This window comes from Pseudomonas inefficax, assembly GCF_032164165.1.
Taxonomy (GTDB): domain Bacteria; phylum Pseudomonadota; class Gammaproteobacteria; order Pseudomonadales; family Pseudomonadaceae; genus Aquipseudomonas; species Aquipseudomonas inefficax.
The window spans coordinates 5,535,752-5,548,900 of sequence record NZ_CP134401.1; the positions used below are offsets into that span (position 1 = coordinate 5,535,752).

Annotated in this window: 11 protein-coding genes; 9 read left to right on the plus strand and 2 right to left on the minus strand. The window is 63.4% G+C overall.

Annotation, left to right across the window (positions count from 1 at the left end):
• Positions 1–4: 4 nt before the first annotated feature.
• Positions 5–1,531, minus strand: coding sequence for an O-antigen ligase family protein (locus RIN61_RS24875; protein WP_313854776.1), 1,527 nt, complete (start codon positions 1,529–1,531; stop codon positions 5–7).
• Positions 1,532–1,889: 358 nt separating this feature from the next.
• On the opposite strand from RIN61_RS24875, the gene RIN61_RS24880 reads away from it, so the two are divergent.
• The 9 genes from RIN61_RS24880 (at position 1,890) to RIN61_RS24920 (ending at position 11,839) form a co-directional block, all read left to right on the plus strand.
• Positions 1,890–3,356: an FAD-dependent oxidoreductase gene (locus RIN61_RS24880; protein ID WP_112253958.1), complete on the plus strand. Its 1,467-nt coding sequence runs from the start codon at positions 1,890–1,892 to the stop codon at positions 3,354–3,356.
• Positions 3,357–3,411: 55 nt separating this feature from the next.
• The gene (locus RIN61_RS24885) at positions 3,412–4,368 is read left to right on the plus strand and encodes a glycosyltransferase family 2 protein (protein WP_215520907.1); all 957 of its coding nucleotides are present in this window, start codon (positions 3,412–3,414) and stop codon (positions 4,366–4,368) included.
• Between the two features lie 8 nt (positions 4,369–4,376).
• Positions 4,377–4,901: a serine O-acetyltransferase gene (locus RIN61_RS24890; RefSeq protein WP_112253960.1), complete on the plus strand. Its 525-nt coding sequence runs from the start codon at positions 4,377–4,379 to the stop codon at positions 4,899–4,901.
• Positions 4,902–4,906: 5 nt separating this feature from the next.
• A complete protein-coding gene (locus tag RIN61_RS24895; RefSeq protein WP_207878081.1) occupies positions 4,907–5,884 on the plus strand; it encodes a glycosyltransferase family 2 protein in 978 nt (325 codons plus the stop codon).
• Between the two features lie 155 nt (positions 5,885–6,039).
• Positions 6,040–7,044 carry a VirK/YbjX family protein gene (locus RIN61_RS24900; protein WP_313854779.1) on the plus strand — a complete coding sequence of 335 codons (1,005 nt, stop codon included), beginning with the start codon at positions 6,040–6,042 and terminating at the stop codon, positions 7,042–7,044.
• 60 nt (positions 7,045–7,104) lie between these two features.
• Entirely contained in the window at positions 7,105–8,307 is a 1,203-nt protein-coding gene (locus RIN61_RS24905; protein ID WP_313854781.1) for a glycosyltransferase, read from the plus strand.
• Positions 8,304–9,491 (plus strand): glycosyltransferase family 2 protein, encoded by a 1,188-nt coding sequence (locus RIN61_RS24910; protein WP_313854783.1) that lies wholly within the window; start codon positions 8,304–8,306, stop codon positions 9,489–9,491. The genes RIN61_RS24905 and RIN61_RS24910 overlap by 4 nt, the downstream gene beginning before the upstream one ends.
• A complete protein-coding gene (locus RIN61_RS24915; RefSeq protein WP_112253965.1) occupies positions 9,491–10,243 on the plus strand; it encodes a WecB/TagA/CpsF family glycosyltransferase in 753 nt (250 codons plus the stop codon). Before RIN61_RS24910 ends, RIN61_RS24915 begins: the two co-directional genes overlap by 1 nt.
• 174 nt (positions 10,244–10,417) lie before the next feature.
• On the plus strand, positions 10,418–11,839 hold the full coding sequence (locus tag RIN61_RS24920; RefSeq protein WP_112253966.1) for an undecaprenyl-phosphate glucose phosphotransferase: 1,422 nt from the start codon (positions 10,418–10,420) through the stop codon (positions 11,837–11,839).
• Between the two features lie 333 nt (positions 11,840–12,172).
• Here RIN61_RS24920 and RIN61_RS24925 read toward each other — a convergent pair whose 3' ends face one another.
• Complete coding sequence (locus RIN61_RS24925; protein WP_207878077.1) at positions 12,173–13,114, minus strand: LysR substrate-binding domain-containing protein; 942 nt, start codon at positions 13,112–13,114, stop codon at positions 12,173–12,175.
• Between the last annotated feature and the right edge of the window lie 35 nt (positions 13,115–13,149).

Below are 13,149 nucleotides of genomic sequence, written 5' to 3' on the forward strand. Positions count from 1 at the left end.
AGGGTCACCTTGGTTGAAGGCCGGGGTCGGCCAGCGCGATGGCCTCGCTGTCATGCAGTCTGCGGGCCATCTGGATGTAGGCAACGCCCAGCCCGGCGACAGTCCAGTACACCACCGGGATGAAGGTGATGCTGCTGACGGTGAAGATGATCACCAGGATGCCGATCAGTGTCGCCAGCAATGCCCGGCCGAGCTGGCGTCGCTCGTCGTCCTTGTCGGGGAAACTGCGCATGGCCTTGCGGATACCGTGCAGTACGGTGACGAAGAACGCCACGAACAGGCCAAGCCCGACCAGCCCGACCCGTAGTGCCAGGTTGATATAGGTGTTGACGATGTCGATGATGCCTTCACCCTGGATCATCGATTGCATCTCCGGGGTGTTGCGAAAGTCGAACGAGCCGAACAGCGGATTGCGCTGAATGACGATCCACGAGTTGTCCATCAGCTGTTGGCGGTAGGTGATGTTCTCTTTCTCGAGGTTGCCAATGAACGGCAGCATGTCCAGTACCTTGTCGCCACCGGGCACGATGGCCAGCAAGGGCAGGGCCAGCATGCCGGCCACAGCGAGCAGCGCCAGGCGCCTGACCGCACCTTTGCCCAGGGCGATGAACACCACGACGATGACCACGGCGCCGATCCACGGGCCACGGGACAGTGGCGCGAACAGCCCGGCGGCCAGCAGCAGGGCGCCCATCGCACGGTGCAGGGGGCGGCGCACATAACCCTGGACAAACAGGAACAGGCCGATGGCCACGCTCATCACATAGCCCAGGGCAATCGCCTGCCCGGTGGTGACGCTGGCGCGCAGCGAACCGCCACGGCTCAGGTAGCCGGACATGCTCCACGGCACGCCCATGGCGTCGACCATGGCACTGTACAGCAGCCAGTGGCGCACGTACTCGGCCACGCCGATCAGGGCCAGGACGAAGGAGGCAAGCACGAAGGCCAGCAGGGTGTCCTTGAAGTCGCTGATCTGGCGCAGGCCACGGCTGGCCACGTAATACGGCAGGAGCACGTCGACATACAGGTACAGTGTCTGGCGCAGGGTGTCTGTCACGGTGGTTTCGCGCAGGTAGAGCACGCTCATCAGCAGCAGGCCGGCTGCCAACAGCCTGTCCGGCCAGGTGCGGCCGAAGCGCAGGGTGTCGCCTTGCCGGCGCAGGGCCAGTGCCGCCGGCAACAGCACGCACAGGGTCAGCAGGCGGATATGGTTGAGGTCGACCAGGTAATTGACCACACCGAACCCGGGCACCTGCACCGAAGCCGGCGGGATCAGGAACAGCAGCATGTAGAACAACGCCATGGGGTTGTGCTCGCGCCGCCCGGCGATGTACAGGATGACGGCGCCAGCACCCAGGTACAGCCAGAAACTGTGCGAAAAGAAGGCCAGCAGGGTAAGCAGGAACCACAGATTGCGCCGGCGCTTGAAATCGCCCAGCGGAATCAGGTCGGTGGCAGGCCGCCGCGCCAGCAGGAAGACCACGCTCGCCAGAAACAGGATGACGATCAACGCACGAAAATGTTCAGGCATTGGCTATGTGCACCTTTGCGTCGGTGGGCAACGGCTAGCATCGTGGCTGATTGAAACTATAGTGACCTTTTAGCCAATCAGTAGAGATTGACGTCATGCCGTCGATTGATGACTGGCTGCAATGCGGCTAGCCGGGTGAATCTTTCAAAGATGCAGGTCACTGGATCATGGGGAAGCTTACTTTTTGTACTGCGCAGTTGGGTCGTAGAGGGTTTCTCCAGAGTTGTGTCCTGCTGGGCGTTGGCGGTGTGGTGTTCGCTGCTACGCCAGCCGTCGCCCGCCAACCTGCCGGCAGGCCCGGGTTCGTGGTGATCAACGGCTGGGTATTGCCGTCCCGCTACTTTCGGGACAAACACCCATGATCAAGGACTATCAGCAGCAGAAGGCCCTGCGCGACAGTTACGATGTCTGCATCATTGGTGCTGGCCCCGCGGGCATCATCCTGGGGCTGCGCCTGGCCGCCGCCGGCTGGAGCGTCCTGCTAGCCGAAGGTGGCGGGCGCGAATACTCGGCGAACTCGCAAGCCTTGTACGCCTGTGCATCCACTGGCCTGGAGCTGTACGCCGGGGAAGCCCGCCTGCGTTACCTGGGCGGCACATCCAACCATTGGGCAGGCCGTTGCCGGCCATTCAGCCCCTCCGACTTCGCCGTTCCCCCCATTGGCGGGTTGCCTGGCTGGCCCATTCCTTATTCGGAGATCGCAGGCTACTTGCCTGCTGCCATGGAAATCGTCGACCTGCCCCCCGGGGCGGATTTTCACGCACTGAATGCCGGCCTCGACGGCGGAGACTTCGAGCCCGACCGCTTTCTGCTCAGCCCGCCAACGCGTTTTGCGCAAAAGTACGCCACGGCCCTGGAGCAGACCCCAGGCCTGGACGTATTCATCAATTGCAATTGCGTGAACCTGGAGTTCGACCAGTCTTCCGGCCACCTGGCCGCAGTCGTACTCTCCGATTACGCATGCAATCGCCAGCGCCTGGCTGCAAGAAACTTCGTGCTGGCCACCGGTGCAATCGAGAATGCCCGGCAACTGCTCAACAGCGAGTCGTTGCTGGCGGCGGGGATCGTGAGCAAGGGCGGGCTGGTCGGCGGGTGTTTCATGGAGCATCTGAACATTGATCTTGGCACCTTCATCCTCAGGTCGGGGTTGGCCCCGGAACCGCGCGAGTACTACACCACCGATGCCTTCGTTGACGAATACAAGGCAGGCAAGGGCAACGTCAGGGCCGCCTTGCTGGCCGATGTGCAAACCTATGGTCGTACTGCCGAGGTGAAACACTTTCTGGAGAACCTGGCATGCGACATGGGAGTAGCCAGCAAGATTGCCTTCGTGGCCAGGTTCAGTTGCCCCGGTGACGGCGTCATCAGCACCATGATCGAGCAGTTCCCCAACCTGCACAGCCGCATTTCGCTGCTGGACGAGAAGGACGCGCTGGGCGTGGCCAAGGTCAATGTCAACTGGGCCCTGAGCGCTGATGACCGGCACACCGTCAAGTGCATTGGCAGCGAACTGGCCAAGCAGTGGGCTGACATGAACCTTGGCTTCATCAAGCTCAATGACTTCGTTTACGACACTTCGATACCGCTGAGGTTGTCGCCACATGCCCACCACATGGGTACCACGCGCATGGCGTCGTCGGCGCAATTCGGTGTCGTGGATACCAACTGCAGGGTATTCGGCACCGAAAACCTTTATGTCGCCGGCAGCAGCATCTTTGCCACCGGCGGTGCTTCCAACCCGACCATGCCGCTGCTGCAGTTTGCGTTACGCCTGGCCGACCACCTCGATGCCAGGATGAACGCGGCCAGGGAAGCCGTGGCGTGACGAATGTTGTGCTGATACTGCAAAGGCGTGGGGCTTTCTTCGAGGGACAGCAACAATGGCTAGCAAACCTGTGGACGTCATGGTGGTCAACTTCAACACGGCCGGGCTGCTGCAGCCGATGTTCGATGCGCTGCGCCTTGCCGACAGCGAGCGGCTGGCCAGCTACCTGGTGGTGGACAATGCCTCGGTGGATGACTCGCTACAGCGCATGGCCGAGGTGTGCCCGCAAGCGCTGCTGCTGAGCAACAGGCAGAACGTGGGGTTCGGCCGGGCAAACAACCAGTTGCTGGCGCACTTGAAGGGCAAGTACGCCTTGCTGCTGAACACCGACGCCTTCGTCGCCGCCGATTCCTTGCAGAAAACCCTCGACTACATGGAAGCCCACCCGGAGTGCGGGGTGCTGGGGGTACGCCTGGAGGGCCGCGACGGCGACTTGCAGCCCAGTTGCCGCTACTTCCCTACACCGCTCAACGTGTTCGTCGGGCGTACCGGGCTGGGGCGCTTCTTCCCGGGCCTGAAGATGGTCGACGAAATGAACTGGGACCACGCTTCGGTCCGCGAGTGCGACTGGCTGCCTGGCTGCTTCTACCTGGTGCGCCGCGAAGTGCTCGACCAGGTGGGCCTGTTCGACCCGCGCTACTTTCTTTATTACGAGGAGGTCGACCACTGCAAGCGGGTGAAGGCGGCCGGCTGGAAAGTGGTGTTCTACCCGCACACCACGGTGGTGCACATCGGTGGGGAAAGCTCCAGATCGGTGGCCGAACTGGAGGCGGCCAGCCGGCAGATCTCCTCCTATCAGATCGAAAGCGAGCTACTGTACTTCCGCAAGCATCACGGGCTGGCGGGGCTTGCCCTGCACATGTTGCTGGTCACCTTGGGCGACCTGGTGCTGGCACTCAAGGCGCTGTTGAAACGACGCGGCCGGGGCGCGATACAGGCCTGCTGGCGTCACTGCCGGGCGACCTGGTCTCTGTTGTTCAAGACCCGGTACGCCAGCCAACCGACAAGGTAGGTGGAGCCATGTTCGAGAATGTTCGTGCCGACCTGCGTGCCCACGGTGGTGACTGGGGCGCCCAGGGTTTCTGGGTACTGCTGGTGTACCGCTTCGGCCGCTGGCGCTATGGGGTGCGCCCGGCACTGCTGCGCAAGCTGTTGTCGCTTATCTACAAGGTGCTGTTCAAGTTCGTGCAGATCATCACGGGTGTGGAGTTGCCGTGCGAAGTGGTGATCGGCCGCAACTTCGTGATCGACCATTTTGGCGGCATCGTCATCAGCGGCTATGCCCGTTTTGGCGATGACTGCCGCATCCGCAACGGTGTGGTGGTTGGCCTGAAGAACGTCAACGAGCCGATTGCGCCGGTGTTCGGCAACAACGTCGATATCGGCACCGGGGCCAAGGTGCTGGGTAGCATCCGTATCGGCAACGACGTGATCATCGGCGCCAACGCCGTGGTGCTGGTAGATGTGCCAGACAACTCGCTGGCGGTAGGGGTGCCGGCCATCATAAAGGCCAGGCAACCGGCCGCCACGGTGCCCGTCGAGTGAAGCCCATGGCGAGCGGGATCGGTGTGGTGGTGATTGGCCGCAACGAAGGCCAGCGCCTGGAGCGTTGCCTGCGTTCGCTGCTGCAGGGTGCGGACAAGGTCCTGTACGTCGACTCGGGCTCCAGCGATGGCTCACCGCATTTGGCCCGCAGCCTGGGGGTAGAGGTGCTGGCACTGGGAATGGACACTCCGTTCACTGCCGCACGCGCGCGCAACGAAGGCTTTTTCGCCTTGCAGCGGCAGCTGCCCTCGATGCAGCTGGTGCAGTTCGTCGATGGCGATTGCGAGGTGGATGGCGGCTGGCTGGCTGCGGCTAAGGCGTTTCTCGACGACCATCCCGACGTGGCAGTGGTGTGCGGCCGCCGCCGCGAGCGCTTCCCCCAGCGGTCGGTGTACAACCTGTTGTGCGAGCTGGAGTGGGACACCCCCATCGGCGAGGCCAAGGCGTGCGGTGGCGATGCCCTGATGCGGGTAGACGCCTTTGTCGCCGTCGGTGGCTTTCGCCCCGAGCTTATCGCCGGAGAAGAGCCCGAACTGTGCGTGCGCCTGCGGGCAAAGGGCTGGAAGGTCTGGCGCCTGGACGCCGAGATGACCCTGCACGATGCCGCCATGACCCGTTTCAGCCAATGGTGGCGGCGTAGCCTGCGCGCTGGCCATGCCTATGCCGAAGGGGCCTACCTGCATGGTCGGCCACCCGAGCGGCACTGGCTGCGCGAATCGCGCCGGGCCTGGCTGTGGGGCCTGGGCATCCCCGTGGTGGTCGTGCTGGCCTTCCTTTTGCTGGGGGGCTGGGGCCTGCTGTTGCTGCTGGTGTACCCGCTGCAGGCTGCACGCCTTGCTCGCCGCGGTGGCAAGTCGGTGCGGGAGAACTGGCTACAGGCGGTGTTTCTGGTATTGGGCAAGTTCCCGGAAATGCTCGGGCAACTGAAGTTCTTGCGCCACCGCATCGCGGCCGGCAAACCGACGTTGATCGAGTACAAGTGACAAGGACTCCGCTTACCCTGTGGGAGCGGCTTTAGCCGCGAAGAATCCAACGAGGTGCATGGCACCGGCTGCGCCGGTGTTCGCGGCTAAAGCCGCTCCCACAGGGCCCCTGCTAATTCAATGAGTTATGTGCAGTTCTAGTGAGAAAGAGGCCCATGATGCTCGGCACGATCGTGAAAAGCGTGTTTACCTTGCAACCGGGTTACTCGTTGCGGGCGCTGAACAACAAGTACAAGTTGACGCTGCAGATTGCCAGGCAATGGCCTGAACTGAATGCGTTCCTGCAGCGCATGACGGCGGCGCTGGGCCAGCAAGGTTTGCAGCGCCTGGGGGTGGATTGCATCGGTGTCGTGCAGTGGCCGTACCTCAGCAAATGCTGGGAAGCCCCGCAGCGCCTGGAGGTGCTGGCTTCGCACTTCGAGGTGCTGGCCGGGCAGTTTCCGGCGCTGTTGCTGCTGGGGCGGGACGAAAGCCTGACGCTGTGCGAGCTGTCCGGCTATTCGCCGGGCTGCCGCCTGGTCCTGGACCGGCCGATCTGGTTCAAGCGCGAAGGCGAGTTGGTGTTGAACCTGTTCCAGACTGACCTGCGCGTGGCTTCCCTGGCGTTCAGCCTGTGCCGCAGCCAGGGCGAGCTGTGCCTGTTCATCGGTGCAGTGCAGGGCATCCACAAGGGGATCGACAGCGAAACCTCCCTGGCCATCTACCGCGACCTGACCAAGGACTTCGAAGGGCTGCGCCCGCGCAGCCTGTTGCTCGAGGCATTGAAGTGCCTGGCCAGGACCTTGGGCGTGGCGCACCTGTATGCCGTAACTGATGCCTGCCGCCACCATCGGCACGCGTATTTTGGCAACCACAAAGGTCAGGACCTGGCGGCCAATTACGACGTGATCTGGCTGGAGCACGGCGCTATCGCATCGAACCATGCTGACTTCCTGGCCCTTCCGCTCGCTGCGGCACAGCGGGCGGAACAGGACATCCCGGCGAAGAAACGGGCGATGTACCGCCGCCGCCAGGCGTTGCTCGACCACGTTTTTGCCCGCTTGCAGGCGGCGTTGCCAGGCAGCGGTCACAACCTTGGACTACAAGAGGAACAGGGGGATGCACCTGACGAGCCGGCATCGGCGGCGCGCCGGCCGCCGGTAGTCGGCAACCTTGAGTAACGGCCGGCCCTGCAGTGGCAGATCTGCAGGTTCATCACGCGGGTCTTGATCTGGATTCCTATGCGCATTGCCTACTTCATAAACCAGTACCCGAAGGTCAGCCACAGTTTCATCCGCCGCGAGATCCTGGCGCTGGAGCGCCAGGGGGTAGAGGTGCAGCGCATTGCCCTGCGCGGGTGGGACGCCGAATTGCAGGATGCCGAGGATGCGAACGAACGGGCCAGGACCCGCTATGTGCTGCAGCGTGGCATCAAGGGTTTGCTGGCACCGGCCTGGCGAGTACTGCGCGCGCAGCCGCGCCGGTTTTTCCGGGCGCTGTGGCTGGCCCTGCGCCTTGGCAGGCGGGCCGACCGGGCCTGGCCGTACCACCTGGTGTACCTGGCCGAGGCCTGCCAGGTGCTGCAATGGTTGCAGGCGGGTGAGGCAAGACATGTGCATGCGCATTTCGGCACCAATTCCACCGAGGTGGTGATGCTGGCCAACGTGCTCGGCGGGCCAGCCTACAGCTTTACCGTGCATGGGCCGGAAGAGTTCGACAAGCCGCAGTTCCTGCACCTGGGCGAGAAAGTGCGGCGTGCCGCATTTGTCGCGGCGGTCAGCTCGTACGGGCGCAGCCAGTTGTATCGCTGGGTGGCACACGACCATTGGGCAAAGGTGAAGGTGGTGCATTGCGGCCTCGAGCGCAGTTTCCATGAGGTGGCGTCGGTCGGCGTGCCCATGGCGCCGCGCCTGGTGTGCGTCGGCCGCCTTTGCGAACAGAAAGGCCAGCTGCTGTTGCTCGAGGCCGCGCGGGTACTGGCCGACCGGTCGATAGCCTTCGAGCTGGTGCTGGCTGGCGATGGTGAGATGCGTGGGCAGATCGAGGCGTTGATTGCACGGCATGGCTTGCAGCAGCAGGTGCGCATCACCGGCTGGATCAGCAGCGCACAGGTGCGCGAAGAAATCCTTGCGGCGCGTGCGCTGGTGCTGCCCAGCTTTGCCGAGGGTTTGCCGGTGGTGATCATGGAGGCCATGGCGTTGCGCAGGCCAGTGCTGAGCACCTATGTGGCAGGCATTCCCGAGCTGGTGCGGCCGGGCGAGAACGGCTGGTTGTTCCCTGCCGGCGAGGTGGACGAGCTGGTGGCGGCCATGGCCGACTGCCTGGCGCAACCTGCCGAGGCGCTGCAGCGGATGGGCGAGGCGGCTCGCCGGCGTGTGCTGCAACGGCATGACATCGATACCGAAGCGGCCAGGTTGGCCAGCTATTTCAAGGCATCCGCATGATGAGTGTGTTGGCTTGGTTACTGGGCATGCTGGCGACCATCGTCCTGTTGCCGGTGCTGCTGCTGTTGGTGCAGGTACTCATGGCCTGCTTGCCTGCACGCGTGCAGCCGATGGGCAAGAACGCTCGTCCGCAAGTGGCAGTGCTGGTGCCAGCCCATGACGAGGCTTCGATGATTGGTGCCACGCTGGCAAGCATTGCCCCGCAGTTGCGGCCTGGCGACCGCTTGCTGGTGGTGGCGGACAACTGCACTGACGACACCGCGCGACTGGCGCGCGAGGCGGGTGCCGAAGTGGTGGAGCGCCACGCTACGCGGTTGCGCGGCAAGGGCTACGCCCTGGACTTTGGCGTGCACCATCTGGCCAGTCAGCCGCCCGAGGTGGTGATCGTGGTGGATGCCGACTGCCAGGTGGGCGAGGGGGCAATCGAGCGCCTGGCGCGGCGCTACTGTGAGGTCGCTCGCCCGGTGCAGGCACTGTACCTGATGCACGCACCGGCGGGGGCCGGGCTGGCAGTGCAGGTTGCCCAGTTCGCCTGGCGGGTCAAGAACCTGGTGCGCCCGCGTGGTTGGGCACGGCTGGGCCTGCCTTGCCAGTTGATGGGCGCAGGCATGGCATTCGGCTGGCGTGACCTGGCCTTGATCGACCTGGCCAACGGGCACCTGGTGGAGGATGTGAAGCTGGGCCTGGACCTGTGCCAGCAGGGCAAGCCGCCAGTGTTCTGCCCCGAAGCGGTGGTCAGCAGCCGGTTCCCTGCCAGCCAGCAAGGCCTGGGCAGCCAGCGCACCCGCTGGGAGCATGGGCACCTTAGCCTGATGCTGGCCGATGCGCCCAGGCGTGCCCTGACGGCAATCACCCAGCGTAACGGCAGCTTGCTGGCCATGACCCTTGACCTGCTGGTGCCGCCGCTGGCGTTGCTGGTGCTGGCCTTGCTCGGGCTCAACCTGGTGGCCTGGCTGGCATACCTGCTGTTCGGCCTGGCGGCACCTGCCTGGATCGCCCTTTGTGCGCTGGCATTGCTCGGCTTTGCCGTCGCACTGGCCTGGGCGCGCTTCTGTCGCGAACTGATCCCGTTCTCCGTGCTGCTGTACGCGCCGTTTTATGCGGTAAGGAAGGTCCCGTTGTATCTGGGGTTCCTGATCAAGCGCCAGATTGAATGGGTACGTTCAAAACGGGATAAAGACTGATGGCTGAGTGGCGGAAACGCTGGAACACCATTGTCGGCAAGCTTGAAGTGGTGGCGGATGCCACTGCCGCGCAGCGCCTGCTGGACAGGCTGACCGCCACGCAGGCCGCGACCGTGCTGGGCTTCGTCAATGCCCATGCAATGAACCTGGTGGTTCGCGATGGCGCCTGCCATCAGGCATTGTCGGCGGCCGACGTACTACTGCGCGACGGCTCCGGTATGGCGATCCTGTATCGGCGACTGGGGCTTGAACCGGGGCTCAACATGAATGGCACCGACTTCATTCCTCGGCTCCTGGCTGCCTACCGTGGGCGGCGAGTCGCGTTCTGGGGCACCCGGCAACCTTATCTGGACCAGGCCGTGCAGCGTAGCGCAGCCATGTTCGGGGTGGTGCCGGTGTCGGTCCACGATGGCTTTGCCAGCGTCGATAGCTACCTGCAACTGGCCAGGGAGCTGCAACCAGAACTGATCGTGCTGGGCATGGGCATGCCCAGGCAGGAAGTTGTGGCGGCAAGGCTGGCTGCCGCTGGCGTGCCATGCCTGATCGTGTGCGGCGGCGCGATCCTGGATTTTCTCGGCGGCAAGGTCAGCCGGGCGCCCGAGTGGTTGCGGCGGTTGGGTGGGGAGTGGCTGTATCGGCTGGCGCGCGAGCCGAAGCGTTTGTTCATGCGCTATGTGGTGGGCAACCCGTTGTTCCTGCTGCGTACCTTGCTGTACTGCCGCAACGGAGGGGCGGCTGGGCACACCGCATGAACGGCGGGGGCGGCGAGAACCGTGATTCCGGGGACACTGATGGCGGGTGGCTGCTACAGTGAGATCAATGGCCTGGGGTTGCACGATTCCGCTTCACGGGCTTTGCATGAGCCGTTGTCAAGTCTTGCTGGTTGCTGGAAGGCACTTGCTGCGCGCACATTGATGAGGTCTGAAATGGTCTTAGAGCCCAGAAGCAGTCGTTCCGTGCTGCAGAGAAGAAGCAGCGTAAGTAACGCCATTCAGGCCGGCCTCGATGGAATTGCAGTCACCGGTATTGCCTGGTATCTGATCTACGACCAGTTTGGCTACATCACTTCCGATTACGTGATCATGCTGCTGTTGCTGGTTGGCGCACTGGCAGTCATCTACGATCATTATGCGATCTACCGTACCAACGTAGGGCTTTCCATCAAGGCTTTTCGGCTGTTCAAGGCCTGGTCGGCAACCTTCTGCTTCCTGGTGGTCATGGCCTTCCTGGCCAAACAGAGCGAAACCTATTCGCGTCTGCTGGTCGTGCAGTTGTTCATCATCGGCTACATCGCCCAGTTGTTCCTGCACTTTGCCGTGCGTGAATTGCAAAAGCGCTTTACCGCGCATGCCCGCCTGGACAACGCCCTGATCATCGGCGCCGGTGACCTGGCCAACTTCCTGTACCAGAAAATCAGCAACAATCCCTGGTTCGGCGAGCGTGTGCTGGGTTGCGTGCTGGTCGACAATGCCGATGAGCCGGGGCGCGAGAGCGCCGAAGGCAAGCAGCGCATGCCGGTGCTCGGTCACATTGCCGCGCTCGACGATATCGTGGCCCGCCACGGCATCCGCACGGTGTACCTGGTGACCCCGCTGGGCGGTTCCGAGGTCATCAATGATGTGTATTTCAAGTTGCTCGACAAGTGCATTGCGGTGAACTGGGTGCCGGATATCTTCTCGTTGCGCCTGATCAACCACAGCGTGCGGGAAATTGCCGGCATCCCTGTGCTGACCTTGTCGGAAACACCGCTGACGGGCATGAGCCTGTTCCTGAAGAACCTCGAGGACAGGGTGTTGGCGGCGCTGATCCTGCTGCTGGCATCGCCGGTGTTGCTGGCCGTTGCGCTGGCCATCAAGCTCGATAGCCGCGGCCCGGTGTTCTTCCGCCAGGAACGCACCGGCTGGACCGGGGAAGCGTTCCGCATCTGGAAGTTCAGGAGCATGCATATCCATCAGCCGGAGGAGGGCGTGGTAAAGCAGGCGCAGAGGAATGACCCGCGGTTGACACGAGTCGGCGCCTTTATCCGCCGCACCAGCCTGGACGAACTGCCGCAATTGTTCAATGTGCTGACCGGGGAAATGTCCCTGGTCGGGCCGCGGCCGCATGCGTTGCAGCATGACACGTTGTATTCCCAGGACATCGTCGATTACTTTGCCCGCCACAATATCAAGCCTGGCATGACCGGCCTGGCACAGGTGCGGGGGTTCAGGGGCGAGACCAGGGATATCGAGCAGATGATCCAGCGGGTGGACTCGGACATCGAGTACATCAACAACTGGTCGCTGTGGCTGGATTTCGTGATTCTGGTGCGTACGTTGAATGCGTTTACTGGCAAGCAGGCTTATTGAATCCAGTGCTGCGAGGCGCTTGCCGTGACAATTGTATTGCCTATGCGATCGAGCGCCGCCCGCGCGGCGCTTCGCGGGGCAAGCCCGCTCCCACATTTGTTGCAACGTGGCCATGCCTGTGGGAGAGGTGTTGCCCGCCTTGGTGCATGGCTTGAGGTAGGTTGGGCGCAGCAGCGCCAGCCGAGAAATTGAGTCAAGGCAACAAGGCTGGCAACCATGGCCTGACAGATTTGGCACGTTGCAACAAATGTGGGAGCGGGCTTGCCCCGCGAAGCGCCGCGCGGGCGGCGCTCGATCTTTGCCCCCCCCACAAGGCTCAAGGCATTCACTGATCTATACCTTGTTCAACGGGTGCAACTCCCTGAACCCCCGTGCTTCCTCCACCAGCCAGTCGTGCACCGCCCGCGCCCCCGGCTGGCTCAGCCCGCCCGGCGGGTAATGCACCACATAACGCTTGTGATTGGCGATAGGCACCCCGAATGGCACGATCAGTGCGCCGCGCTCAAGCTCGTCGTTGAGCAGCGTGCGCCGGGCAATCGCCACGCCAATGCCGGCAATCGCCGCCTCGATGGTCAGGTGGTTGCGATTGAAGGTATGCCCACGCCGCACATCCAGGCCGGCGGCGCCGATGCCTTCCAGGTAGAACTCCCATTCGGCATATTCCGAACTGCCACGCCAGGCCGTGATGTCGTGCAGCAGCGGGTAGTGCGCAAGGTCTGCCGGCCCGTGCAGCGGCGGGCGCCCGCGCAGCAAGGTTGGGGAGCATACGGGGAAGATCTGCTCGTCCAGCAGCGGCGTCGAAAGCATGCCGGGGTAGCTGCCATCGTTCAGGTCGATGGCCAGGTCGAAATCGCCAGGGGTCAACGCCTGGGCACTGTCTTCGGCCACCAGGCGCAGCTCGATGTCCGGGTAGCGTTGTTGAAAGCGCGGCAGGCGCGGCGTGAGCCACTTGGCCAGGAACGACGGGATCGAGCGCAGGCGCAAGGTGCCACGGATTTCACCCGCGTCCAGGCGCAGCAGTTCGGCTTCGATGCTGCCGTAGGCTTCGGTCACCGTCTGCGCCAGGCGTTGCCCTTCGGCGCTCAGTTCCACACCCCGCGCCCGGCGCAGGAACAGCCGGTAGCCCAGGCGTTCCTCCAGCTGGCGCATCTGTTGGCTGACGGCGCCCGGGGTGATGTGCAGCTCTTCGGCACAGCGGGTGAAGGACAAGTGCCGGGCCGCACAGGCAAACACGTGTAGCCAGACGAACGTCTGGCCGTTGAGTTGTCGTCGCATCGTTTAGTACCACTAAAGCCTTGCTTAGGAAGTTT